Genomic DNA, 23,023 nt, shown 5'->3' on the forward strand with positions numbered 1-23,023 from the left:
GTGCTGTGGGTGCATGCCCGATCGGCCGGTCGCGAATGAATTCGCTCCTACAAAAGCAGCCGGCCCCCGCCGCACAAGCGTGACCGTTGCGTAGGGTGGAGGTCGTTCTGTACCTCCACCATGCGGAGTCGGGCCCCGGCACGGCGTCATGCCTGAGGCTTCGCTGTGGGTGCACGGCCCGATCATCCGATCGCGAATGAATTCGCTCCCACGGGGACGGCGGAGCTGGGCGAATGAATCCGCCCCTACACGGGGCGTGCGTGGTTGGAGGCTATGCCGGGCCGCCGCCGCCGGCGCGCAGGGCTGCGACCTGCTTCTTGTAGCGCGCCACCTCGGTGACGTCGTAGATCACCACGCACAGGTGCTCCACGCTGCCGCTGGCACCCATCAGCGGCAGCAGGGTGACGTTCTGGTACATGAAGTCCTCCTCCCCGGTGATCGGCTGGTAGTTCTTGAAGCGCACGAGGTAAGGCCGCTGCTCCCACAGGCTGAAGGCGCGGGTGCCGAGCTGCACCACGCTGTCCACCTTGCGCCGCAGCCAGGTCTCGTCGATCTCCTCGAACAGCTCGAACAGCACCTTGCCGTGGACCTCGTCCGGGCCCAGGCCGGAGTGGTTCTCCATGAAGCTGTTCCACACCTCCACGCGGTACTGGCGGTCGAGCACCACCACGCCGACGTCGATGCACTGCACGATGTCGAGCAACCAGTGAACCTCTTTGATATCGATCTGTGCCGGCATGGGTCAGTCCATCAGGTAGCGGATCTTGTGGGTCAGGCGCGGGATCGAGTCCTCGGTGAACAGCAGCAGCAGGTCGAAGTGCACGTCGTGGGCCTCGACGCTGTAGCTGATCTCCACCGCCAGGGTCTTCTTCCAGCGGGTGCGGTTGAGGTGGATCAGTCGCTCGATGGACGCATGCTGGCCGAGCAGTTGCGGGTGGCCCTGGGAGAAGCGCACGTCGATCTGCTCGGCGATGCCGGCCAGGCAGGCGCCGATGATGATGCTGGCCAGGTCCAGCAGCATCTCCGAGGTCTCCTTGTCGTCGGCCGGCTGCCAGCGCAGCAGGTTGGCCATGTCGGCGATCTCGGAGTCGTGGAACAGCAGCAGCGCCTCGCCGGCGATGGCGTCGCCGATGAAGCCCTGGCACAGCGCGCTGAGCCGCTCGCCGCGCTGGGCGTCGGCCAGGGTCATGTGCAATTCGCTGACTTCGAAGATGTTCACCTGGGGCACCGGCAACTGCACGAAGACATCCAGCACCTTGGCCAGCAGCGCGGCGGCGCGGCCCATGGCGACGTTGCTCACCTCGCGCAGGGCGTCGCGGAAGTTGACCTTGAGGACCAGGTCCTCGCGGGAGGGCACCGGCTCGGCGGGCACGCCTGGCGCCGGCACCTTGAGCAGGCCCAGGCGCACCAGTACGGCGCGCAGCTCGGCCGGGTCGGCGGGCTTCTTGATGAATGCCAGGGCGCCCAGCTCCATCACCCGGCGCTGGGCTTCCTCCTGGATATCGCCGGACACCACCACCACCTGGGCCACCAGGCCTTCGGCGCGCAGCTGGGCGAGCACCTGGTAGCCATCCATCACCGGCATGGTCAGGTCCAGCAGCACCACCTGGCCCAGGCCCTGGCGGATGGCGACCATGGCTTCTTCGCCCTGGGTGGCCTGGGTGATGGACACCGGCCAGTCCTGGGGCAGGGCGCGGATCAATTGCTTGCGCGCCATCATCGAGTCATCGCAGACGAGGAGGGGGATCACTTAGCGGCACCGCCGTCACTTCAGGGTCAGAGCAAGCATAGACGCTGGCCCGGTGGCCGCCGACACCAGGTGCCGGCGGGGTTGCGCTCAGATGTTCTGGCCGATGCGCCAGAGCACGCCACTGGGGTCGAACAGCACGAAGTCGCGCATGCGCCAGGGCTGGTCCTGGGGCGCGATGGCGCGCACCCCGTAGCGCTCGATCACTCCGCTGGCCTGCACGTGCTGCCACCAGGCCTCAACGTCCTTCACCAGCAGGTGCATCATCAGGTTCTCGGCCAGGGCCGGCTCGTAGAAGTTCTGCAGCAGGAAGGCGCAGTCGCCATGGCTGAAGTAGGCGATCTCGTCGGAGACACCGCCGGGCCTGAAGCCCAGGTCTAGGTAGAAGGATTGGCTCTGCTCGTAGTCCTTCGCGGGGACGAAGGCCTTCAGTTCAACGGTTTCCAGCGTGCTCATGGGCTATCCCTATGGTCGGTGAACAGGCCGTCGCGGTCAGGTCGGCGCCTCTGCGGGCGCCTGCTGCCGCATCCTAAACCCAGCAATACCCGCTCCGGTAGCCCGTCGGGAGCACGACGGTCGCGCCTGCGCATGATCGGTAGGGGCGACTTCAGTCGCCAAGCGGCGCGCAGCGCCGCCGCCCTTGTGGGAGCGAATTAATTCGCGATCGGGCTTTCCTGATGACGCGACGACAACCGGCCTCCTCAAATCCCCCGTGTCATGAACCGATGCGCAGCGACGCCGGGGATAGTGGAGGGGCGCTCGTGCTCGACCACGAAGCCGAGGCGTTCGTAGAGCGCCTGGGCGCGGGGGTTGGCGGCCGAGACGTCGAGGGCGGCGCGTTGCAGGCCGGCGTGGCGGCCCTGTTGCAGGAGGTGGTCGATCAGTTGCCGGCCGATGCCCTGGCCGGTGAGGCCGTCTTCCACACCCAGGTGGGCGAGGTAGCAGGTGGCGGCCGGTGGCGGCTGGATGATGCGTTCCAGTTGCAGGCCACGGCGGATCACCGACGCGGCGCCGAGGCCGTAGAAGCCGATGATCTGCCCCAGCGCCGCGAGGCTGTTGCGCAGGTTGGCCTCGCCGCTGAAGGCGGTGCCGGTGGCGACGATGCGGCCGTCCTGCTCGCCCACCCAGTGCGCCTTGTAGCCGAACTCGCCGGCTTCCCGCGCCAGGGTCCAGCGCAGGAAATCCACCGCGCTGTGGCCGTTGCGGGCGAAGGCATGGTCGAAGGCGGCGGGGCCGGAGCGGTACACCAGCGGGGCGATGGCCGGGGCGTCGGCGGGGGTCGCGGGGCGGAAGGTCAGCGGCATGGGCGGGGCTCGGCTGGGCAGGGAAAGGCGAAATTAGCACTTGCGTACCATGTTTCGCGAGTGCCTTTCCGGGCGGGTAAGCCGCGCCGCCGGGAGTCCCGGGCGGCGCGGCCTCCGGGCCTCAGTCCCCCTGCAGCAGTTGCTGCACGCCGTCGAGTGCCTCGCGGCGCAGACGCTCAAGATCGAGCCCCGGGATCACCCCGTCGTCCACCACCAGGCGCCCGCCCACCAGGCTGTAGCGCACCGCCATCGGCTCGCCGGCCAGCACCGGGGCGAGGGCCGGGTCGTGGAAGCCGAAGAAGCGCGGGTGGTCCAGGCCGTAGAGCACCAGGTCGGCGGCCTGGCCCACTTCCAGGGTGCCCACCGCACCCAGGCCCAGCACCCTGGCGCCGCCGGCCGTGCCCCAGTGGATGACGTCCTCGGCGAGGGTGGCCGAGGCGCCCTGGTTCGCACGGTGGATCAGCCAGGCGGTGTTGGCCTCGCCCACCATGCTCCCGGACTCGTTGGAGGCGACGCCGTCCACCCCCAGCGAGATCGGCACGCCGGCTTCCGCCATCTGCGGCACCGGGGCGATGCCGCTGCCCAGGCGCGCGTTGCTCACCGGGCAGTGGGAGATGCCGCTGCCGGTCTGCGCCAGCAGGCGGATCTCCGAGGGCTGGGCGTGGACCATATGGGCGAACCACACGTCCGGCCCCAGCCACTCGTGCTCGGCGACGAACTCCACCGGCAGGCAGTTGTATTTCTCGCGGCAGAAGTTCACGTAGTTCTGCGTCTCCGACAGGTGCGTGTGCAGGCGCAGGCCCATGCGGCGTGCGCTCTGCGCCAGTTCGCGGAGCAGCGTCGGCGGCAGCGAGAAGGTCGGCGTGGTGGGCGCCACCACCACCCGGCGCAGGGCATCCGGGGTGTCCTGGTGGTAACGCGCCTTGAGCCGCTCGATGTCGCCGAGCATCTGCTCCAGGCTCTCCGGCTGCAGGGCCGTCTTGGAGAAGCCCGGGTGGGCGTTGGCCGACTCCAGCGCGCCGCCCCGGCAGAGCACGAAGCGCATGCCGAACTCCTCGGCGATGTCGAACAGCGCGTCGCCGCTCTCGGTGCTGCCGTTGGCGTGGTAGAGGTAGTGGTGGTCGGCGCAGGTGGTGACGCCCGACAGCAGCAGCTCGGCCATGCCCAGGCGCGCGGCGATGCGCACCAGTTCGGGGGTGAAGCGCGACAGGCGCGGGTAGGGCACGCTGGCCAGCCAGCCCTGCAGGTCCTGGTTGAGGCCGGCGGGCACGGCCTTGAGCAGGTTCTGCGCGAGGTGGTGGTGGGTGTTGATCCAGCCCGGGTAGACCAGGCAGCGGCGCGCGTCGATCACCCGCTCGCCGGCGCCCGGCTGCAGGCCCTTGGCCATTTCGGCGATGCGCCCGTCGCGGATGCGGATGTCGAGGCTGCCGGCGCGGGCGCGTTCGCCGCGCAGGCCGGTCATCACGGCCTGGGGATTCTTGATCAGGATGTCGTTCATGGAAGGTTCCCGTGGTTGCGGTCAGAGCACGTCGTGCAGGGTCTTGCCGTTCGCGGCGTCCGGCACGCCGACCCCGTTGAGGGCGGCGTTGAGGCCCACCGACACCAGGCAGGCGATCACCACGCTGCTGTGCAGGAAGGGCTGGCTCCACGCGGGCAGTTGATGGAACAGGGCGGGGGAGAGCACCGGCACCAGGGCGGCGGCGATGGTGAAGCCGACGATCAGCACGTTGTAGCGGTTGCGCTCGTAGTCGACCTTGGCCAGCGTCTGGATGCCGGCGGCGGCGACCACGCCGAACATCGCCACGGCGGCGCCGCCCAGGGCCGCGGTGGGCATCGAGGCGATGATGGCGCCGGCCTTGGGGATCAGAGCCACGGTGCACATCATCAGGCCGCTGACGGCCACCACCCAGCGGCTGCGCACGCCGGTGAGGATCACCAGGCCGACGTTCTCCATGAAGGCGATGAAGGGAAAGGCGGCGAACATCCCGGCGATGGCGCTGGACAGGCCGTTGGCGCGCAGCCCGGCGACCACCTGGCGGTCTTCCACCGGGCGCTCGACGATGTCGCCGATGGCCACGAACAGGCCCATGGACTCGACCATCTGCACGATCATCACCACCACCAGGGTGGCGATGGGGATCAGCGCGAAGGTGGGCACGCCGAAGTGGAAGGGCACCGGCACCGTCAGCCAGGGCGCCTCTTCCACGCCATGGAAGTTGCCCATGCCCAGCGCGTAGGCCAGGCCGCCGCCCACCAGCATGCCGATCAGCACCGACATGTTGCGCAGCAGCGGGCTGCCGTAGCGGGTCACCAGTAGGATCACCGCCAGCACCACCAGCGTCACCAGCAGGAAGCCGGGGGCGCCGAAGTCGCTGTGGTTGCGCCCGCCGCCGGCCCATTCGTAGGCGATGGGGAACAGCTGCAGGCCGATCACCGTGACGATGCAGCCGGTGACCACGGGCGGGAACAGCCGGCGCAGGCGACCCACCCAGGGCGCCACCAGCATGGTGAAGAGGCCGGCGCCGATCACCGCGCCGCAGATGCCGGCGACGCCGACATCGGGGTTGCTGCCGATGGCGATCACCGGCCCCACGCTGCTGAAGGCGGCGCCCTGGAGGATCGGCAGGCGCACGCCGAACTTCCAGAAGCCCAGGGTCTGCATCAGGGTGGCGATGCCGCAGCAGAACAGCGTGGTGCTGATCAGCAGCACGGTGTCCGGCTGGGACATCTTCAGGGCGCTGGCGACGATCAGCGGGACGGCGATGGCGCCGATGTAGGAGACGGCCATGTGTTGCAGGCCGAGGGTGAGCATCTGACGGAGCGGCAGAACCTGGTCTACCGGGTGCACGGCTGAATTCATGGTGCTAGTCCTCTGGCGAATTGTTCTTGTTGCTGAGGGAACCCGTTCAGTGTGCCCAGGGCCGTCGCCCGGCTCACGGGCGTAGCGGCAGCCCGGAGCGTGGTCAGCCTGCGAGGCAGGCGGCGAACCCCTGGTTGAGGGCGGCGCGGTCGAGGTCGCGGCCGATGAACACGATCTTGCTGGTACGCACCTCGTTGCCCCAGGGCGTAGAGGCGCGGAACTCCACCAGGCTGTGCACGCCCTGCAGCACGTAGCGCTGGTCCTCGCCCTGCACGGCGAGCACGCCCTTCATGCGGTAGAGGGTGTCGGCCTGGCGCTGGCGCAGGTCACTGATCCAGCGGTGGAAGGCCATCAGGTCGATCTCCCGGGTCACGGCGATGCCCACCGAGCTGACGCTGGGGTCGTGCTCGTGGCCGTCGTCCGCGCCGTGCCCGTGGTGGTCGTGGTCAAGGTCGTGGTGCTCCGCGCCGATCTCCATCAGCTTGCGGGTGGCCTCGAAGGCGCCGACGCCGAGGATGCCGTCCAGGTCGATGCGCGCGTAGCTGGAGGTCACCAGCTCGGCGGTGGCGTTGAGGCTGCGCACCTTGCCCTGCAGGTCGGCCAGTTCCTCGCCGCCCACCAGGTCCACCTTGTTGATGATGATGCGGTCGGCGCAGACGATCTGGTCCACCGCCTGGTTGTCGACGCCGTCCAGCTGCAGGTCTTCCAGGTGCTGGGCGACGTGCTTGGCGTCCACCAGGGTGACGATGGCGTCCAGTTCCACTTCCTCGGCGATCGGGTCGTCGATGAAGAAGCTCTGTGCCACCGGGTAGGGGTCGGCCAGGCCGCTGGTCTCGATGAGGATGCGGTCCAGTCGCACCGGGCGCTTCACCAGCTCGCGGATGATGCGCACCAGGTCCTCGCGGACCTCGGCGGTGCAGCACACGCAGCCGTTGACCATCTCGTAGATCTCCTCGCTCTCGGAGCTGAGCACCAGGTCGCCGTCGATGCCGACTTCGCCGAACTCGTTCTCGATCACGGCGATCCTGTGGCCGTGGTTCTCCTTGAGGATGTAGTTGAGCAGGGTGGTTTTGCCGGCCCCGAGGAAGCCGGTGAGGATGGTCACCGGGATCTTGCGGTTGGGCGTCGGGGCGTTGAATGCAGTGTTCATGCGAGCTCCTTCGGGGTTGCGGAGTGGTCGCCGGCGGCGTTGGCGTCCGGGGCGGGTTCGCCCCAGCGCAGCGCGGTGCCGGCGTCGAGGCCGAACAGGTCGAGCACCCGGCCGAGGCTGTGGTCGACCATCTGTGAAAGCGATTGCGGGCGGGCGTAGAAGGCCGGCACCGGCGGGGCGATGATCCCGCCCATCTCGGTGACGGTGGTCATGTTGCGCAGGTGCGCCAGGGTCAGCGGCGTCTCGCGGGCCATCAGCACCAGCGGCCGGCGCTCCTTGAGGGTGACGTCGGCGGCGCGGGTCAGCAGGCTGGAGGAGGCGCCGCTGGCGATCTCCGCCAGGGTGCGCATGGAGCAGGGCGCCACCACCATGCCCAGGCAGCGGAACGAGCCGCTGGCGATGCCGGCGGCGACGTCCTCGGCGCGGTGGTGGTGGCTGGCGCGGGCGATGACGTCGGCCAGCTTGTAGTCGGTCTCGTGGGCCATGGTCAGCTGCGCCGCGCGGCTCAGCACCAGGTGGCTCTCGATGCCCAGCTGTTCCAGCAGCTCCAGCAGGCGCACGCCGTAGACGAAGCCCGAGGCGCCGCTGATGCCCACCACCAGGCGACGGGGGGCCGTCATGACGGGCTCCCCGGCAGGTAGCCCTTCAGCAGCTGGCGCATGCGCCCCTGGATGCGCGGGTCGAGCTGCGCGCGGATGCCGTCGAAGCCCGCGCTGCGGGTGGCGTCCAGGCCCATGCGCGAGGTGGTGCCGTTGGCCGAGGAGGAGGGGTCCAGCGGGCTGCCCGGCAGGCCGTCGATGGTGAACAGGTCCTGGTGCGGCTGGAAGTGCGTGGCCAGCGCCCAGAGCACCTGGCTGTCGTCGCTGATGTCGATGTCGCTGTCCACCGCGATCACCGTCTTCAGGTACGGGTCCCAGCCGAGCAGGGCGAGCATGATCTGCCGCGCCTCGCCGTCGCGGCTCTGGTCCAGCGCCACGTAGCAATGGAAGTGGGTGCCCGAGTTGGGGTAGTGCACGGCGGTCACCGCCGGGAAGCGCGCCTTGAGCTTCTCGCTCATCTCCGCCTCGCGGGGCAGGCGCGCCAGGGTCAGGTGCTCGGCGTAGCGCCCGCCGACCACGTCCACCAGCCAGGCGTCGCGGCGGCGCAGCAGGGTGTCGACGCGCAGCACGTTGTTGGTGGAGCGATCGGAGGAGTAGCCGCTGAACTCGCCGAAGGGGCCCTCCTCGGCATAGGCGGTGGGGTCGATGGCGCCCTCCAGCACGAACTCCGCGTGGGCCGGCACGCCGATGCCGTAGCGCGGCGTCTTCACCAGCTCCAGGGGCGCGCCGAACAGGCCGCCGGCCACCGCACGCTCGTCGGCGCCATAGGGCAGGCGCGCGGCGGCGGCGAGCATGAACAGCGGGTGGGCGCCGACCACCATGGCCACCGGCAGCTCCTCGCCGCGCTCGCGGGCGGCCTGCAGCATGCGCCACAGGTGGCCGCGCGAATGCAGGCTGGTGGCCAGGGCCTGGCGGGCATGGCGCATGGAACGGTGGTAGCTCATGTTGGCCACGCCCGTGACCGGGTCCTGGGCGACGATGATGGCGTTGGTGATGTAGGGGCCGCGGTCGCTGTCGAAATGCTTGAGCATCGGCAGCAGCGCCAGGTCCAGCGCCTCGCCCTCGACCACCTCGTCGAGCACCGGTCCGCTGTCCAGGTAGACCGGCGGGATGGGCGCGTTGGCGCGGGCCTGGAACACCTCGTGGAGCTTCGCCGGGGTGGTGCCGAAGAGCCGGGCGATGCGGGTTCGCGAGGCGAACAGGTTGGTCGCCACCGGCACGCCGAGGTTGCCCACCCGCTCGCAGATCAGCAGCGGGTGGCGGCCCCGGGCGGCCAGGGCGTCGACCAGGGCGGTGACGTCCTGGTCGCTGGAAAGGGGTTCGGCGATGGTCAGCACGTCGTCGGCGAAGCGCTCGCGGTAGGCCTCGATGAACGCGTGGAAATCCTGGGTCGTGGCAAAGCTCGGCAGGGTCATGTCGCACCTCTCGAAAAGCAGGCGTCCCGGGGCGCGGGTGTCCGAGCCCTGCGCGCAGCCGGCCGGCTGGCCGACCGCGCGCGGTCTCCGGGAGCCTGTAAGTACCGCAGTGGAAACCCTAGAGGTAGGTGGTGGTCAGGCGGATCTCCGCCTCCGCCAGGTCCCTGGGCGGCGGCGTCGGGTCGATGCCCACCAGGCGCGCGATGTTGTTGCCCAGGTAGTCCTCCAGGTGGTCTTCGTCGATGCCCAGCCCTTGCGGGGCGGGGGAGCAGAGCACCTCCAGCTCGCGCAGCCACATGCCCGGCTCGTTCGGCGGCGAATCGGTGCCGAAGACGATCTTGTGGCGCGGCAGCTCCTTGGCGAACTCGACGATGCGCGACTGGAAGCACCAGCCCGACTCGCAGTACACGTTGGGCGTGTCCATCGCCATCCAGAAGGCCTCGAAGGAATAGTTGCCGCCGGTCTGGATGCCGAAGTGGCCGATGATGAAGTTCACCATCGGGAACTCGCGGATGATCGGGTAGAACATGGTCGGGATGGTGTAGGGCCCGTCACCGGTGTGGATCAGCACCACGATGTTGTACTTGGCGCAGACCTTCATCGCCGGGCGCAGCCAGTCCAGGGCGCGGTCGGGCCGGTAGCCGTGCATGTTGGCGTGCAGCTTGAGCATCTTGAAACCGTATTCCTTGACGTGGAATTCCAGCTCCGCCGCACCGTTCTCCGGGCCCCAGCGCGGGTTGAAGGTGAAGTTGCCGATGAAGCGGTCCGGGTAGTTCACGCACAGCTCGGCGATGTACGACATGTAGTCGCGCACGCCCTCGCGGCCACGGCGGTTGCCGTCGCGGTAGCCGGTGTTGCCCGGCGGCGGCTGGATGAAGCCCATGTCGATGCGGCGCGGCTTGCCGTTGATCATGTAGGGGCCGTCCATCAGCTTGAGCATGCGCTCGCCGGTGAAGGGCGTGCCGGTGTGGCGCCAGGCCTCGTCGACCAGGTTGGTGGGGTGCAGGTGGGTGTCGATGATCATCGCGTCAGCTCCTGGCCAGTTGCGTGGTGACGGGGCTCTTCAGCAGCGCCTCGGCCTCGGCGAGGCTGCGCGGCGGCGGGGTCGGCTCCAGGCCGATCATCCGGGCGGTGTTGTTGCCGAGGTAGTCCTCGAGGGTGTCCTCGTCCAGGTCCAGCCCCTGGGGCGGCTCCATGCACAGCACCTCCAACAGGCGCAGCCACATGCCCGGCTCGTTCGGCGGGGTGTCGGTGCCGAAGAGGATCTTGTGGGTCGGCAGCACCTTGGCGAACTCGACGATGCGCGACTGCAGGCACCAGCCGGACTCGCAGTAGACGTTGGGCAGTTCCATGGCCCACTGCATGGGCTCGAACACGTAGACGCCACCGGTCTGCACGCCGAAGTGCGCCATGATGAAATCGACGTTGGGAAACTCCTTGATCATCGGCACCCACTCGGAGGGGATGCTGTAGGGGCCGTCGCCGGTGTGCAGTTTCACCGGCACGCCCAGCTCGGCGCATTTCTCGAAGGCCGGGCGGACCCAGTCCAGGGCGCGGTCCGGGCGGTAGGCGTGCATGTTGGCCTGCATCTGGACCATCTTGAAGCCGTGCTCGGTGACGTAGCGCTCGATGGCCTCGACGCCGTTCTGCACGCCGCAGCGCGGGTTGTAGACGAAGCAGCCGATGAAGCGGTCCGGGTAGGTCTGGACCATCTTCAGGGTGTAGGCCATGTAGGCGTCGATGGATTCGCGGCCCGACAGCTCGCCGTCGGTCCAGGTGTAGATGGTGTTGCCCTGGGGCGGCTGGATGAAGGCCTTGTCGATGCGGCGCGGCTTGCCGTTGACCAGGTAGGGGCCATCCATCATCTCCAGCAGGCGCTCGCCGGTGAAGGGGTCACCGTCGTGCCTCCAGGCGAGATCCACCAGGTCGGTGGGGTAGCAACTGATATCGATGATCACAGTTCGATCTCCTGATAGTGCGGGGAAGGAAGACCTTCCGGTTCGCAACAGATCGACCTGTGCAATGGCCATTGCTAGGTGCCTCGCAGCACCTTCCCGCGCCTCTTGCAGGGCGCACAGGACCTGAGCTGTCGCTTGGTCCGCAGTATCGGGAGGGGCCTCGGAGCGCGACCAATACTATTTGGCCGCCGGGTTGATATGCGCTGGATATCGGCGCCGCAAGGGGATGATTTGAAAGGGGTTATCCACAACGCCACCGCCCGCAGTGGGCGCGAATTCATTCGCGATCGGACCTTCGTTGGATGGGGCGGGCGGCGTTCCGCGAGGTACGAAACCCATCAATGCGGAGCCTCAGGGGTAACGACGTGCCCGGTCCGACTCCGCCCGGTGGAGGTAAAAAGCGACCTCCACCCTACACAGCGGTCATGTCTCTGCCGGTGTGTTGCCGCTTTTCCTGTGGGAGCGAATTCATTCGCGATCAGGCTTCCAGGTGCTCACCCGGTCGCCCCGAACGTCTGCGCCGCCATCTCGCGGATCGCATCGACCATGGGCGCGACCTTCTCGCCACCGCCGTGGGGCCAGAGGGCGTAGAGGTTGTAGTGCGCGGGAATGCTGGTGCGGGTCAGGCGCACCAGGCGGCCTTCGCGCAGGGCGTCGGCGGAGAGCAGGCCGCGCACCAGCCCCACGCCGGTGCCGGCCTCGGCGGCGGCCAGCAGGTTGGCGACGTTGTCGAAGACCATGGTCGCCTGGGGCTCCATCGGTTCCAGCCCGGCGGCGTCCAGCCAGGGAATCCACGACCGGCGCGAGTAGCCCAGCAGCGGGAGTTTCAGCACCTCGGCCGGCTCGATGGGCGCGACCAGGCCGTGGCGACGCAGCAGCGCCGGGGAGGCGACCGGGGTGACGCGGTCGTCGCAGAGGGGGGCGAACTCGCAGTCCTGCCACTCGCCGTAGCCGTAGCGCAGGCTCAGGTCGACGCGCTCGAACGCCTGGCGCTCCAGGCGCGGCATGGAGAGGAAGAGGATCTCGCGGCCGGGGAACAGCGCCAGCAGCGCCGGCAACCGGGCGTTCAGCCAGCTCTGCGCCAGCTCGGCGTCGACATCCAGGGTCATGCGCCGGGGCAGCTCGCGGTTGCTCACCGAGGACAGCGCCTTGTCGATCTGCATCAGGCCGTCGGCGAGCATCCCGGCGAACAGCTGGCCGGCGTCTGTGAGGCTGCTGCGGCCCTTCTCGCGGAGGAACAGCGGCTGCCCGACGAACTCCTCCAGCGTGCGGATCTGCTGGCTCACGGCGCTGTGGCTGAGGTCCAGGTCGCGGGCGGCCTGGGAGAAGCTGCCGGTGCGGGCCGCCTGGAGGAACGCGCTCATCGACTGCAGCGACGGGTATCGCTTGTACATGGCTGTTAGTCCTGCTTACACGGGTTGGCGGAAATCGTCGCTGGCTGGCGCAACCGGTCGTACCCACTATGGGGCGGCACGACTACACGCGAATTCTCGCCTCAGTTCAAGGAGCGCCCGGCATGATCGAGATCGTGGTGAATGGCACGCGCCATCAGTTGGAAGAAACGCTGGCGTCCACGCCGTTGCTCTGGGTACTGCGCGACCGCCTGTACCTGACCGGCACCAAGTTCGGCTGCGGCGGAGGCTTTTGCGGCGCCTGCACGGTGCACCTGGACGGTACGCCGATCCGCTCCTGTCAGTTCCCCCTGGCGGCGGCGGCGGGGCATGCGATCACCACCATCGAAGGGCTTTGCGCCGAAGGCGACCACCCGCTGCAGCTCGCCTGGATCGCCGAGGACGTGCCGCAGTGCGGCTACTGCCAGTCCGGCCAGCTGATGTCAGCGGCGGCGCTGTTGGCCTCCGGCCGCGCCCTCGACGACGACGCCATCCGCTCGGCCATGGCCGGCAACATCTGCCGCTGCGGCACCTACCCACGCATCGCCAAGGCCATCAAGCGCGTCGCCGCCGAGCGCGGGGAGGCGTCATGAGCCTGGCCCGGCCGCTGGCGCGGCGCACCTTCCTCAAGCATTCGGCGACCCTGGCCTCGGGCCTGGCCATCGGCTTCCACCTGGGCGGTGCCCAGGCCGGACGCGAGCTGGGCAGCGCCGCCGGGGCCACGGCGCCCTTCGAGCCCAACGCCTGGGTGCGGGTGCTGGCCGACGGCACGGTGAGGATCGTGGTGCACAAGCACGATTCCGGCACCGGTACCCACACGGCGCTGGCCGCCTGCGTCGCCGAGGAGCTGGACCTGGACCCGCTGGCGGTCGAGGTCATCACTCCCGAGAACCCCTTCTTCGAGGCCTACCGGCACCCGCTGTGGAAGGTGTTTTCCACCGGCGGCAGCACCAGCGTCGCTCTGGAATACGGGCGCCTGCGCGAGGCCGGCGCCACCGCGCGCACCCTGCTGGTCGAGGCCGCGGCGCTGCGCTGGGGCGTGGCGCCGGGTGATTGCAGCACCGGCGGCGGGCAGGTGCTGCACGCCGCCAGCGGGCGCCGCGCGGGGTATGGCGAGCTGGCCGACGCCGCCGCGCAGCTGCCGGCGCCCAGGGCGGTGAAGCTCAAGGACCCGGAGCAGTTCAGGTACATCGGCAAGCTGCGCCACAAGCGGCATGCGGCGGACAAGGTCAGCGGGCGCTTCGAGTACGGCATCGATGCCCGCGTGCCGGGCATGTGGGTGGCGGTGGTGCAGCGCAGCCCGGTGGTCAACGGCCGGGTGGCGCGCATCGACGATGCGGCGGCGCTGAAGGTGCCCGGCGTGCACCGGGTCATCCGCATCCCCGCGCAGGACAAGGTGCTCGGCGGCAACCAGGAAGGCGTGGCGGTGCTCGCCGACGACTACTGGGCGGCCAGGCAGGGGCGTGCCGTGCTGGTGGTGGAGTGGCAGGGCGGCGCCGTGGATTTCGACAGCGCGCAGCTGGCCGAGGTCCAGGCCAAGGCCCTGGAAGACGCCGCCGCCAAGCCGGTGCCGACGTTGCAGGCCGGCGATGCCGGGGCCGCGTTGCAAGGCGCCGGGCGGGTGGTCAGGGCCGACTACCGCATGCCCGGCAAGATGCAGAACCCCCTGGAGCCGGTGTGCATCATCGCCTGGCTGGATGCGGGCGGGATCACCTTCAAGGGCGGCGTGCAGGTGCCGTCCTTCGCCATGGAGGCGGCCGAGGTGGTCTGCGGCCTGCCGGCGGAAAAGGTGCATATCGACGAGATGGTTTCCGGCGGCAGCTTCGGCGCGCGGGAGGCCAAGTACTGGCTGTTCGAGGTCGCCTACCTGGCCGCCCAGGCCAAGGTGCCGGTGAAGCTGATGAACAGCCGCGAGGACGAGATGCGCGCGCTGTACGGCCACCCGGCCACCCTGCACCGCCTGGAGGGCGCGCTGGACGGCGAGGGCGGCCTGCAGGCGCTGCGGCTGCGCGCGGTGGCGCCGGCCTCGCCGGAGATGTGGGAGCCGGGCTACTTCGAGCGCCCGGACCGCATGGACTACAGCACCACCGAAGCCATCAGCCCGTTCGACTTCGCCTACCGCGCGCCGCACCTGGACCTGGCCTGGCTGCGCCACGAGAGCGGCATCCCCAGCGGCTGGTACCGCTCGGTGAGCTTCATCCCCAACGTCTTCGCGGTGGAGAGCTTCATGGACGAGCTGGCCCAGGCCGCTGGCCGCGACCCGCTGGACTTCCGCCTGGCGCACATGCATGAACGCCCGCGCCATGTGGAGGTGCTGCGCAGCGCGGCCAGACGTGCCGGCTGGGGCACCGCGCCCGGGCCGGACTCGGCCCTGGGCATCGCCACCAACCAGGGCTACGGCAGCTTCATCGCGGTGATCGCCCAGGTGGCCCGGCGCGACGGCACGGTGCAGGTGGAGCGCCTCACCTGCGTGGTGGACTGCGGGCTGGCGGTCTCGCCCGGCGGGGTCGAGGAGCAGCTCCAGGGCGGGCTGATGTGGGGGCTCGGCCACGCGCTGTTCGACCGCCTCGACATCCGCCAGGGCCAGGTGCTGCAGAGCAACTTCCACGACTACCGGGTGGCGCGCATGTCGGACATGCCGGCGCTGGACATCCAGGTGCTCGAAGGCGCGCGGGACAAGCCCGGCGGCGTCGGCGAACTGGCCAGCCCGGCGGTGGCGCCGGCCATCGCCAACGCGGTGTTCCGTCTCACTGGCAAGCGCCTGCGGGACACGCCGCTGGCGCTGGATGGGCTGGGTTGAACGGGGTGATCTGAACGGGCTGCGGAGGCCGCATGGACTTACGACTGCTGCGTTACTTCTCGGTGCTCGCCGATGAACTGCACTTCGGCCGTGCGGCCACCCGGCTGCACATGTCGCAACCGCCCCTGAGCCAGCAGATACGCCTGCTGGAAGAGGCCCTGGGCACGCGCCTGTTCGAGCGCAGCCACCACCGGGTGGAGCTCACCGAGGCCGGCCGCACCCTCAAGCAGCAGGTGCCGCTGGTGTTCGAGCAACTGAACCGGGCGCTCGACCTCACCCGCCAGACCGCGCGCGGCCAGTTGGGCGAGCTGGAGATCGGCATGATCAGCTCGGTGATGGTCGGCGTGCTGCCCCGGGCGCTGAACCGCTTCCGCGTCCACTACCCGGACGTGCGCTGGCGCCTGCACGAGATGACCCCGGCGGCGCAGCTGATGGCGCTGAAGGAGCACCGCATCGATGTCTGCGTGTTCCGCGTCGGCCATGACGACCCCAGCCTGCGCAACGAACTGCTGCTCTACGAGCCCCTGCGTGCCGTGCTGCCGGCGGAGCACCCGCTGGCCCAGCAGGCGTCCCTGGCGCCGGTCGACCTGGCCGGCGAGTTCTTCGTCACCCTGGAGCTGAACCAGTCGAGCTTCGCCAACTTCCTCGTGCAGTGCTGTGTGCAGGTGGGCTTCAGCCCGCTGATCCGCCAGCAGGTGATCGAGGTGCAGACGCTGCTCGGGCTGGTCCAGGCGGGGTTCGGGGTGGCGCTGCTACCGGCGTCGTTGGAGCAGCTGGCGCCGGCGGGGGTGGTGTTCCGCCGCCTGCAGCCGCCGTTGCCGGAGGTGCCGCTGTACGCCATCTACCGCGCGGGCGACGACTCGGCGGTGCTGCAGCGCTTTCTCGAAACCCTGCGCGAGCAGAGCGCCGCCGAGCGCGGCATGGCCCAGCCGCTGCCGGCCTGAATCAGCGGCCTGCGGCGGTCAGCCACGCCAGCATGCCGAGCCCGGCGCGGCGGCCGCTAGCGAAGCAGGCGGTGAGCAGGTAGCCGCCGGTGGGGGCTTCCCAGTCGAGCATCTCGCCTGCGCAGAACAGGCCGGGCAGGGCCTTGAGCATGAGGTTTTCGTCGAGCGCCTCGAAGGGCACGCCGCCGGCGGAGCTGATGGCCTCGTCCAGCGGGCGCGGGCGCACCAGGGTGATGGGCAGCGCCTTGATCGCAGCGGCCAGGCGTTCCGGGTCGGTGAACACCTCGGCGGGGGTGAGCTCGCGCAACAGGCCGGCCTTGACCCCGTCGATACCCAGCTGGCTTTGCAGGTGCTTGGCCATGGAGCGCGCGCCGCGTGGCTTGGCCAGGGCCTTGATGACCTTCTCCGGCGGGTGGTTGGGCAAGAGGTCCAGGTGCACGGTGGCGCTGCCGTCGCGGGTGATGCGCTGGCGGATGCGGGCGGAGAGCGCGTAGACCAGGCTGCCCTCGATGCCGCCGGCGGTGAGCACGAACTCGCCCGGCCGGGGCGGCTCGTCGTCCAGGCGCAGGGCCACGGTCTTCAGCGGCGCGCCGGCGAATTTTTCCCTGAGCAGCGGGCTCCAGGCGTCCACCTCGAAGCCGCAGTTGGCCGGCTGCAAGGGGGCGATGGCCACGCCACGTCCTTCCAGCAACGGCACCCAGGTGCCGTCCGAGCCCAGGCGCGCCCAGCTGCCGCCGCCCAGGGCGAGCAGGGTGGCGCGGGCCTCGATGCTGCGCTCGCCTTCCGGCGTGGCGATGCGCAGGTGGCCCTGCGCGTCCCAGCCCAGCCAGCGATGACGGGTGTGGATGGCCACGCCCGCCTCGCGCAGGCGCTTGAGCCAGGCGCGCAGCAGCGGCGCGGCCTTCATGTCGGTGGGGAACACACGCCCGGACGTGCCGACGAAGGTGTCGATGCCCAGGCCGTGGATCCACGCGCGCAGCTCCTCGGCGCCGAAGCCGTGCAGCAGTGCGGCGACAGCGTCGCGGCGCTCGGCATAGCGGGAGAGGAAGGCCGCGCTGGGCTCGGAGTGGGTGATGTTCATCCCGCCGACACCGGCCAGGAGGAACTTGCGGCCCACCGAGGGCATGGCGTCGTAGAGGTCGACCCGCACGCCGGCGAGCGCCAGGGTTTCGGCGGCCATGAGGCCGGCGGGGCCGCCGCCGATGATGGCGACGCGGGAGGGGTTCTGGGTCATGGCGGGCTTGGCGAGGTTGGGCTGGCGCGCATTCTAGCGCAGGCCTCGCCGGGGGGCATGGGCGCCGCGCGGGGCGGCGCCCGGCGGGCTCACTGCTGCTGGCGCAGTTGCGGCTCGGCTTGCGGCTGTTGCTGGTGCTGCAGTTCGGCGCGGGCCTTGGCCCGTTTCACGTATTCCTGGTAGGCGGGGATGGCGATGGAGGCGAGCATGCCGATCACGAAGATCAGTGCGATGCCGCCGATGAGGCCGGCCACCCAGGCGCTGCCCTTGGTGCGGCCGTACTTGGCGTTCCACTTCTGGTCACTGGTGCAGAAGAACACGATGGCCTCGATCAGCGAGACCAGGCTGGGAATGCCGGTGCCGATGAACAGCAGGTAGAACAGCCCCCACCACTGGCCCAGGTAGAAACGGTGGAAGCCGAGGCCGCCGAGGAACAGCGCGAGAAAGCCCGCGACGATCTTGTTCTTGGGGTTCAGGTTCTGGTCGGCGCCGCAGCGCGGGCAGGCCTGTGCGGTCGGGGCGATGGAGGAGCCGCAGTTGCGGCAGAACACGCTTTCGACTTCGAGATTGGCGCTGGGCGCCTGGTAGGCATGGACTTCCATGGGGACATCCTTGTGGAGGGAAAGCGGCGACTCTAGCAGTGCCTCGAAACGACTGCTAGCAGGTGGCCATGATTCTGTTAAGGCGGCGTGGATTGGGGGCTGTGGGGTGTTTGGGAAGGGATGAGGGAATGTATGGGAGGAGTTGTGGGTTAGGTGTACTCGGTGGGCTGAAGCCCACCCTACGCCCACCCTGTGCCTCACCTAAGCCAGGCCTTCGCTTTGCCAGACGCGGGCGGCGCTGTGGTGGAGGATGCCGTGGCGGCGGGCGAGGGCAGCGCGGTCCTTGCTGTAGCCGCCGCCGATCAGGCCGACCACGGGGATGTCGCGGCCCAGGCAGTGGCGCATCACGGCTTCGTCGCGGGCGGCGACGCCGGCATCGGTGAGTTGCAGGTAGCCCAGGGCGTCGTCCTGGTGCACGTCGACGCCGGCGTCGTAGAGCACGAGGTCGGGCTGGTAGAGCGGCAGCAGGTAGTTCAGGGCGTCGTCCACCACCTTGAGGTAGTCCCCATCGCCCATGCCCATCGGCAGGGGGATGTCCCAGTCGCTCTCGGCCTTGCGTGCGGGGAAGTTCTTCTCGCAGTGCAGAGAGACGGTGATGGCGTCGGGCGTGTCGGCGAGGATGCGCGCCGTGCCATCGCCCTGGTGCACGTCGCAGTCGAAGATCAGCACGCGCCCGACCCGGCCGGCCGCCAGCAGGTAGCGGCTGATCACCGCCAGGTCGTTGAAGATGCAGAAGCCCGCCGGGAAGTCGTAGTGGGCGTGGTGGGTGCCGCCGGCCAGGTGGCAGGCGAGGCCGTGCTCCAGGGCGAGCTCGGCGGCCAGCAGGGAGCCGCCCACCGCGCGCGCGGTGCGTCGGGCCAGGGCCTCGCTCCAGGGCAGGCCGAGGCGACGCTGGTCCTCGCGGGAGAGTTCGCCCTGCTGGTAGCGGGCGATGTAGTCGGGGCAGTGGGCGAGGGCGAGCACCTCCGGCGGGCACAGCTCGGGGCGCCGCAGCTGGTCGTCACGGGTCAGGCCGCTGGCCACCAGGTGATCGCGCAGCAGGCGGAACTTCTCCATGGGGAAGCGGTGTCCGTCGGGGAAGGGCGGGCTGTAGTCGTCGTGGTAGACCAGCGGCAAGGGCATAATGCGGAGCTGTTTTTTCGTCGGCCGGGTCGCAGAGAGTAACGCGGCGGCTGTCCATCTCGTAAGCACCGCCACCCTTGGGAGGAACCGGAAATGCCCCTCGAACTGCAGACCCCGCGCCTGCTGTTGCGCGCCTGGCGCGACGACGACCTCGACCCCTTCGCCGCGCTCTGCGCCGACCCCGAGGTGATGCGCTACTTCCCCGGCACCCTGAGCCGCGAGGAGGCCGCCGCGCTGATCCAGCGCGCGCGTGACCACGCCGCCGAGCACGGCTTCGGCCTCTGGGCCCTGGAGCGCCGGGACGACGGCGAGTTCATCGGCTTCACCGGGCTGGGCAAGGTCGGTTTCGAGGCGCCCTTCACCCCGGCCACCGAGATCGGCTGGCGGCTGGCCCGCGCGCACTGGGGCCAGGGCTACGCCAGCGAGGCCGCCCGCGCGGCCCTGGCCTGCGCCTTCGACACCCTGCAACTGGCCCAGGTCGTGGCCTTCACCGTGCCTGCCAACAGGAATTCCAGCGCAGTGATGGAACGCATCGGCATGACCCGTGACGAGGCTGGTGATTTCGAGCACCCGAAGGTCGCGGTCGGCCACCCGCTGCGCCAGCACATTCTCTACCGCATCCACCGCCAGGACTGGCTGGAGCGGCCATGAGCGACGGGCTCCGCGCCTGCCACGCACGCCAGGCTTCGCCCGGCGAGCGGGAGGGCGATGCTCCGCATCGGCTGCCATTTCGACGAAGCGGTGCATGAGCTGCCGACAGCCGCTGGCAAAATCTTTACCATTCCACCCCTGGCCGCGCCCGCCGGGACGAGCGCCTGACGACGGCACCGGCCTATCCTGAATGAACTCGACCCCGACCCTGAACGGGGCAGCCGCCTTGCAGAGGAGATAACCGCCATGACCCAGGTGCTGGACGATCTGGTCGCCTTGCTGAGCCTCGAATCCATCGAGGAGAACCTCTTCCGTGGCGTCAGCCAGGACCTGGGCTTCCGCCAGCTGTTCGGTGGCCAGGTGCTCGGCCAGTCGCTCTCGGCGGCCAGCCAGACGGTGGAGGACGAGCGCCACGTGCACTCCCTGCACGGCTACTTCCTGCGCCCGGGCGATGCCGGCCTGCCGGTGGTCTACACCGTTGACCGGGTACGCGATGGCGGCAGCTTCAGCACCCGGCGGGTGACGGCGATCCAGAAGGGCCAGCCGATCTTCACCTGCAGCGCGTCGTTCCAGTCCGACGAGGGCGGCTTCGAGCACCAGATCACCATGCCCGAGGTGCCCGGCCCGGAGAACCTGCCTTCGGAACTGGAGATCACCCGGCAGAACGCCCACCTGATCTCCGAACGCATGCGCGACAAGTTCCTCTGCGACAAGCCGATCGAGATCCGCCCGGTCACCGCCAACAATCCCTACGACCCGAAGCCGGGCGAGCCGGTGAAGCACGTCTGGTTCCGCGCCGACGGCAACCTCCCGGACATCCGCGCCATCCACAAGTACGTGCTGGCCTATGCCTCTGACTTCGGCCTGCTGACCACCTCGATGCTGCCCCACGGGGTTTCGGTGTGGCAGAAGTTCATGCAGGTGGCCAGCCTCGACCATTCGCTGTGGTTCCACCGTGACCTGCGCGCGGACGACTGGCTGCTGTATTCCATGGACAGCCCCTGGTCCGGCAACGCCCGCGGCTTCTCGCGCGGCAGCATCTTCAACCGCGCCGGCCAGCTGGTGGCCTCGGTGGCCCAGGAAGGGCTGACGCGGGTGCGCGAAGACTGGAAATGACCCCACGCGCCGACCCGTAGGAGCGAGCTTTGCTCGCGAAGCGTCCAGCCCACCGGGGCACAGCGTAGGGCCCGACTCCGCTGTGGTGGACATGAAAAGCGATGTCCACCCTACGCCCGGAATGCCCAAGTGCCCCACGGCGGCCGGGCCTGCGTAGGGTGGATGGCGCTCTTCTCATCCACCGATCGGTGTTCCCGGCCTGCACCCTGGTCGACCCGTACTCGACTCCGCTGGTGGACATGAAAAGCGATGTCCACCCTACGCCCGGAATGCCCAAGTGCCCCACGGCGGCCGGGCCTGCGTAGGGTGGATGACGCTCTTTTCATCCACCTATTGGTGTTTCCGGCCTGCACCCCGGGTATCCCCAGGGCCAGCCTCAGGGCAACTGCTGCTTCAACGCATCGCCCTGGCCGAGCACCCGGGGCATGTCGTCGTAGCGAATCCACCACTGGCCCTGCCACTCCATGAGGTTGACCTGGTGGTGGCCCTGCCATTTCAGCAGGTGGCGGCGTGGCTGGGTGTCGGGCGCGCGCTGGCCGTCGCGCAGGGCGGGGAGCACTTCCTGGGTTATCCACTGGCGCAGGCTGCTGTTTTCCGGGTGGTAGAAGTTGACCAGCAGCAGGGCGTGCAGGCCGCTTTCGTTCACCAGCAGCTCTTCGGTGAATTGCCCGGCCTCGTGATGCAGGGTTTCCTGGCGCCACTGGTCGGCGTCCAGCTTGGCGGTGATGCGCATGTCGAGGCGGCTGTTGGTGAGGCGGGCGAGGTCGCGGCAGCAGAACCAGGGCAGGCCGTCGATCAGCACGACGTGGAGGGGGCGGCGGAAGCGGATGAAGCGGGTGGCGGTGCGGTAGTCAGTCATGGCGCACCTCCGGGCGGGCGGTGCGTTGGGTGACGGGGTGTTGCGACTGGACGGCTCTCATATCCCAGGACTCCTTTCTGGAAGAGGAGCCGCCACCGGCATGAGGGTGGCGGACCGTACAAGGCTTGAGACACCGGCAACTAGACAAACCGGAGGGGCAGACGCCCGTCCTGTACGGTCCGCCATAGACGGCCAGGAAGCCGGAGCCCGGAGGTCCGTCTTTCTGCTATGGCGATTTTTATCCAGTTGGAGATCGGGGTCTCACTCCCGGTCATGACCAAGGCCACGACGGGGCGAGAAGCTACTCAGAGGTTTTGTAGGACGGCAATGCAGTTGCCCTGTAGGAATTCCCTCAGCCCGATATGCAATCCGCAGAGGCCTGGCAAGCAGGCTGTAGGAAACGATGAAGCGATTTATCGCCAATCGAAATTTCCAGGGGGGCTTTCATGGCGCGCCAGGCATAAGGATGCATGCTGGCTATTTGCTCTTTATTTCGTAAGAAAATCGCCATTATTCAATTGGGCGTATTTCTTACAAAACCCGGAAAATCCATTGTATTCAGCGGCTTGAACCAGTGGCGCCAGGGTGGTGGCAGGGTGTGAAGGACAGCTGGCATTCCCGGGCTTTTGAAGGGCGCAAAATTTCTACTACGGTCCCTTTCATTGGTACACAAGTACTCATGGAGTCTTGGGTGTTGTAGGAGTTTTCATAATGAACCGCGCTCAGTTTTTGATTTCGTCCCTGGTGCTTCTGCCTCTGTCGTCGTCTCTGGAGGCTGCGGGGACGGTCCAGGGGCAGTTGGGTATACAACTCGTCATCGGCGCCGGCTGCACCGTGAACAACGGCAGCAACAACGGCAGTGCGAACACGTTCGGCAGCATCGCCTTCGGTACCTACCCCAGCCTGAACAGCATCATCGAGGCGCAGTCCGTGGGCTCCTCGGCGGGCAGTTCGTTCGGGGTCACCTGCAACATCGGCACCAACTATTCGGTAGCCCTGGACTCGGGCCTGCACGCCACCGGCAACCAGCGCAACATGAGCGCCGGCGCCACCGACGTGATCGCCTACAACCTCTACAAGGAGGCGGCGCGCACGACGCTCTGGGGCAACGGCAGCAACGGCGGCACGGCCCTGGCCGGCACCGGCACCGGCGCCAACCAGGAACTGGTCGTCTACGGCCGCGTCCCACCGCAGACGACACCCGCCACCGGCACCTACACCGATACCGTCCAGGTGACAATCACCTGGTAGCGGGCGCGCCGGAGCCGATG

The 23,023-nt window shown here is 68.9% G+C and carries 22 protein-coding genes; 6 read left to right on the forward strand and 16 right to left on the reverse strand.

Going from position 1 to position 23,023, the window contains the following annotated elements; all coding sequences use genetic code 11:
• Positions 1–271: 271 nt before the first annotated feature.
• The 12 genes from WFQ67_RS07340 to WFQ67_RS07395 all read right to left on the reverse strand — a co-directional run bounded on the left by WFQ67_RS07340 (position 272) and on the right by WFQ67_RS07395 (position 12,427).
• Positions 272–739, reverse strand: a complete 468-nt coding sequence (locus tag WFQ67_RS07340) for a PAS domain-containing protein (RefSeq protein ID WP_337056500.1) — start codon at positions 737–739, stop codon at positions 272–274.
• A gap of 3 nt (positions 740–742) precedes the next feature.
• On the reverse strand, positions 743–1,750 hold the full coding sequence (locus WFQ67_RS07345; RefSeq protein ID WP_111261460.1) for a response regulator: 1,008 nt from the start codon (positions 1,748–1,750) through the stop codon (positions 743–745).
• Between the two features lie 87 nt (positions 1,751–1,837).
• A complete protein-coding gene (locus WFQ67_RS07350) occupies positions 1,838–2,203 on the reverse strand; it encodes a VOC family protein (protein ID WP_173173563.1) in 366 nt (121 codons plus the stop codon).
• A 245-nt stretch (positions 2,204–2,448) separates the two neighbouring features.
• Complete coding sequence (locus tag WFQ67_RS07355) at positions 2,449–3,051, reverse strand: GNAT family N-acetyltransferase (RefSeq protein ID WP_337056501.1); 603 nt, start codon at positions 3,049–3,051, stop codon at positions 2,449–2,451.
• Between the two features lie 121 nt (positions 3,052–3,172).
• The gene (locus WFQ67_RS07360) at positions 3,173–4,549 is read right to left on the reverse strand and encodes an amidohydrolase family protein (RefSeq protein ID WP_337056502.1); all 1,377 of its coding nucleotides are present in this window, start codon (positions 4,547–4,549) and stop codon (positions 3,173–3,175) included.
• 21 nt (positions 4,550–4,570) lie between these two features.
• Positions 4,571–5,911, reverse strand: coding sequence for a nucleobase:cation symporter-2 family protein (locus WFQ67_RS07365; protein WP_213628397.1), 1,341 nt, complete (start codon positions 5,909–5,911; stop codon positions 4,571–4,573).
• A gap of 103 nt (positions 5,912–6,014) precedes the next feature.
• Entirely contained in the window at positions 6,015–7,061 is a 1,047-nt protein-coding gene (locus tag WFQ67_RS07370) for a CobW family GTP-binding protein (RefSeq protein ID WP_337056503.1), read from the reverse strand.
• Positions 7,058–7,681: a UbiX family flavin prenyltransferase gene (locus tag WFQ67_RS07375; RefSeq protein WP_337056504.1), complete on the reverse strand. Its 624-nt coding sequence runs from the start codon at positions 7,679–7,681 to the stop codon at positions 7,058–7,060. Before WFQ67_RS07375 ends, WFQ67_RS07370 begins: the two co-directional genes overlap by 4 nt.
• Positions 7,678–9,075, reverse strand: a complete 1,398-nt coding sequence (locus WFQ67_RS07380; protein ID WP_337056505.1) for a UbiD family decarboxylase — start codon at positions 9,073–9,075, stop codon at positions 7,678–7,680. Before WFQ67_RS07380 ends, WFQ67_RS07375 begins: the two co-directional genes overlap by 4 nt.
• Positions 9,076–9,193: 118 nt before the next feature.
• A complete protein-coding gene (locus tag WFQ67_RS07385) occupies positions 9,194–10,099 on the reverse strand; it encodes an amidohydrolase family protein (protein ID WP_337056506.1) in 906 nt (301 codons plus the stop codon).
• A gap of 4 nt (positions 10,100–10,103) precedes the next feature.
• Positions 10,104–11,033, reverse strand: a complete 930-nt coding sequence (locus WFQ67_RS07390; RefSeq protein WP_021217540.1) for an amidohydrolase family protein — start codon at positions 11,031–11,033, stop codon at positions 10,104–10,106.
• A gap of 494 nt (positions 11,034–11,527) precedes the next feature.
• A complete protein-coding gene (locus WFQ67_RS07395) occupies positions 11,528–12,427 on the reverse strand; it encodes a LysR substrate-binding domain-containing protein (RefSeq protein WP_337056507.1) in 900 nt (299 codons plus the stop codon).
• 122 nt (positions 12,428–12,549) lie between these two features.
• Here WFQ67_RS07395 and WFQ67_RS07400 point away from each other — a divergent pair, with 122 nt between their 5' ends.
• The 3 genes from WFQ67_RS07400 to WFQ67_RS07410 are packed head-to-tail and all read left to right on the forward strand — an operon-like array spanning position 12,550 to position 16,168.
• Positions 12,550–13,017 (forward strand): (2Fe-2S)-binding protein, encoded by a 468-nt coding sequence (locus tag WFQ67_RS07400; RefSeq protein ID WP_213628402.1) that lies wholly within the window; start codon positions 12,550–12,552, stop codon positions 13,015–13,017.
• Positions 13,014–15,224 (forward strand): xanthine dehydrogenase family protein molybdopterin-binding subunit, encoded by a 2,211-nt coding sequence (locus tag WFQ67_RS07405; RefSeq protein WP_337056508.1) that lies wholly within the window; start codon positions 13,014–13,016, stop codon positions 15,222–15,224. Before WFQ67_RS07400 ends, WFQ67_RS07405 begins: the two co-directional genes overlap by 4 nt.
• A gap of 32 nt (positions 15,225–15,256) precedes the next feature.
• The gene (locus WFQ67_RS07410; RefSeq protein WP_337056509.1) at positions 15,257–16,168 is read left to right on the forward strand and encodes a LysR substrate-binding domain-containing protein; all 912 of its coding nucleotides are present in this window, start codon (positions 15,257–15,259) and stop codon (positions 16,166–16,168) included.
• Position 16,169: 1 nt separating this feature from the next.
• Here WFQ67_RS07410 and WFQ67_RS07415 read toward each other — a convergent pair whose 3' ends face one another.
• The 3 genes from WFQ67_RS07415 to WFQ67_RS07425 all read right to left on the reverse strand — a co-directional run bounded on the left by WFQ67_RS07415 (position 16,170) and on the right by WFQ67_RS07425 (position 19,126).
• Positions 16,170–17,402, reverse strand: coding sequence for a TIGR03862 family flavoprotein (locus WFQ67_RS07415; protein ID WP_337056510.1), 1,233 nt, complete (start codon positions 17,400–17,402; stop codon positions 16,170–16,172).
• A gap of 89 nt (positions 17,403–17,491) precedes the next feature.
• The gene (locus WFQ67_RS07420; RefSeq protein ID WP_337056511.1) at positions 17,492–18,004 is read right to left on the reverse strand and encodes an NINE protein; all 513 of its coding nucleotides are present in this window, start codon (positions 18,002–18,004) and stop codon (positions 17,492–17,494) included.
• 201 nt (positions 18,005–18,205) lie between these two features.
• Positions 18,206–19,126: a histone deacetylase family protein gene (locus tag WFQ67_RS07425; protein WP_337056512.1), complete on the reverse strand. Its 921-nt coding sequence runs from the start codon at positions 19,124–19,126 to the stop codon at positions 18,206–18,208.
• A gap of 93 nt (positions 19,127–19,219) precedes the next feature.
• Here WFQ67_RS07425 and WFQ67_RS07430 point away from each other — a divergent pair, with 93 nt between their 5' ends.
• Positions 19,220–19,777, forward strand: a complete 558-nt coding sequence (locus tag WFQ67_RS07430; protein ID WP_213628407.1) for a GNAT family N-acetyltransferase — start codon at positions 19,220–19,222, stop codon at positions 19,775–19,777.
• A 246-nt stretch (positions 19,778–20,023) separates the two neighbouring features.
• Positions 20,024–20,893: an acyl-CoA thioesterase II gene (gene tesB / locus WFQ67_RS07435; protein ID WP_173173537.1), complete on the forward strand. Its 870-nt coding sequence runs from the start codon at positions 20,024–20,026 to the stop codon at positions 20,891–20,893.
• Positions 20,894–21,269: 376 nt separating this feature from the next.
• Here tesB and WFQ67_RS07440 read toward each other — a convergent pair whose 3' ends face one another.
• The gene (locus WFQ67_RS07440; protein WP_337056513.1) at positions 21,270–21,752 is read right to left on the reverse strand and encodes a BRO-N domain-containing protein; all 483 of its coding nucleotides are present in this window, start codon (positions 21,750–21,752) and stop codon (positions 21,270–21,272) included.
• A gap of 711 nt (positions 21,753–22,463) precedes the next feature.
• Between WFQ67_RS07440 and WFQ67_RS07445 the strand changes: the two genes are divergently transcribed.
• Positions 22,464–23,003, forward strand: coding sequence for a Csu type fimbrial protein (locus WFQ67_RS07445; RefSeq protein ID WP_213628409.1), 540 nt, complete (start codon positions 22,464–22,466; stop codon positions 23,001–23,003).
• The last annotated feature ends 20 nt before the right edge of the window (positions 23,004–23,023 follow it).

It is taken from the genome of Pseudomonas sp. USHLN015, from assembly GCF_037153275.1.
Classification (GTDB): domain Bacteria; phylum Pseudomonadota; class Gammaproteobacteria; order Pseudomonadales; family Pseudomonadaceae; genus Metapseudomonas; species Metapseudomonas tohonis.

What these genes read in the sequence shown, in the direction of transcription:
- WFQ67_RS07340 (WP_337056500.1), bottom strand. Translation starts at nt 739, where the DNA reads ATGCCGGCACAGATCGATATCAAAGAGGTTCACTGGTTGCTCGACATC.
- WFQ67_RS07350 (WP_173173563.1), bottom strand. Translation starts at nt 2,203, where the DNA reads ATGAGCACGCTGGAAACCGTTGAACTGAAGGCCTTCGTCCCCGCGAAG.
- WFQ67_RS07355 (WP_337056501.1), bottom strand. Translation starts at nt 3,051, where the DNA reads ATGCCGCTGACCTTCCGCCCCGCGACCCCCGCCGACGCCCCGGCCATC.
- WFQ67_RS07360 (WP_337056502.1), bottom strand. Translation starts at nt 4,549, where the DNA reads ATGAACGACATCCTGATCAAGAATCCCCAGGCCGTGATGACCGGCCTG.
- WFQ67_RS07365 (WP_213628397.1), bottom strand. Translation starts at nt 5,911, where the DNA reads ATGAATTCAGCCGTGCACCCGGTAGACCAGGTTCTGCCGCTCCGTCAG.
- WFQ67_RS07370 (WP_337056503.1), bottom strand. Translation starts at nt 7,061, where the DNA reads ATGAACACTGCATTCAACGCCCCGACGCCCAACCGCAAGATCCCGGTG.
- WFQ67_RS07375 (WP_337056504.1), bottom strand. Translation starts at nt 7,681, where the DNA reads ATGACGGCCCCCCGTCGCCTGGTGGTGGGCATCAGCGGCGCCTCGGGC.
- WFQ67_RS07380 (WP_337056505.1), bottom strand. Translation starts at nt 9,075, where the DNA reads ATGACCCTGCCGAGCTTTGCCACGACCCAGGATTTCCACGCGTTCATC.
- WFQ67_RS07385 (WP_337056506.1), bottom strand. Translation starts at nt 10,099, where the DNA reads ATGATCATCGACACCCACCTGCACCCCACCAACCTGGTCGACGAGGCC.
- WFQ67_RS07395 (WP_337056507.1), bottom strand. Translation starts at nt 12,427, where the DNA reads ATGTACAAGCGATACCCGTCGCTGCAGTCGATGAGCGCGTTCCTCCAG.
- WFQ67_RS07400 (WP_213628402.1), top strand. Translation starts at nt 12,550, where the DNA reads ATGATCGAGATCGTGGTGAATGGCACGCGCCATCAGTTGGAAGAAACG.
- WFQ67_RS07405 (WP_337056508.1), top strand. Translation starts at nt 13,014, where the DNA reads ATGAGCCTGGCCCGGCCGCTGGCGCGGCGCACCTTCCTCAAGCATTCG.
- WFQ67_RS07410 (WP_337056509.1), top strand. Translation starts at nt 15,257, where the DNA reads ATGGACTTACGACTGCTGCGTTACTTCTCGGTGCTCGCCGATGAACTG.
- WFQ67_RS07415 (WP_337056510.1), bottom strand. Translation starts at nt 17,402, where the DNA reads ATGACCCAGAACCCCTCCCGCGTCGCCATCATCGGCGGCGGCCCCGCC.
- WFQ67_RS07420 (WP_337056511.1), bottom strand. Translation starts at nt 18,004, where the DNA reads ATGGAAGTCCATGCCTACCAGGCGCCCAGCGCCAATCTCGAAGTCGAA.
- WFQ67_RS07425 (WP_337056512.1), bottom strand. Translation starts at nt 19,126, where the DNA reads ATGCCCTTGCCGCTGGTCTACCACGACGACTACAGCCCGCCCTTCCCC.
- WFQ67_RS07430 (WP_213628407.1), top strand. Translation starts at nt 19,220, where the DNA reads ATGCCCCTCGAACTGCAGACCCCGCGCCTGCTGTTGCGCGCCTGGCGC.
- tesB (WP_173173537.1), top strand. Translation starts at nt 20,024, where the DNA reads ATGACCCAGGTGCTGGACGATCTGGTCGCCTTGCTGAGCCTCGAATCC.
- WFQ67_RS07440 (WP_337056513.1), bottom strand. Translation starts at nt 21,752, where the DNA reads ATGACTGACTACCGCACCGCCACCCGCTTCATCCGCTTCCGCCGCCCC.
- WFQ67_RS07445 (WP_213628409.1), top strand. Translation starts at nt 22,464, where the DNA reads ATGAACCGCGCTCAGTTTTTGATTTCGTCCCTGGTGCTTCTGCCTCTG.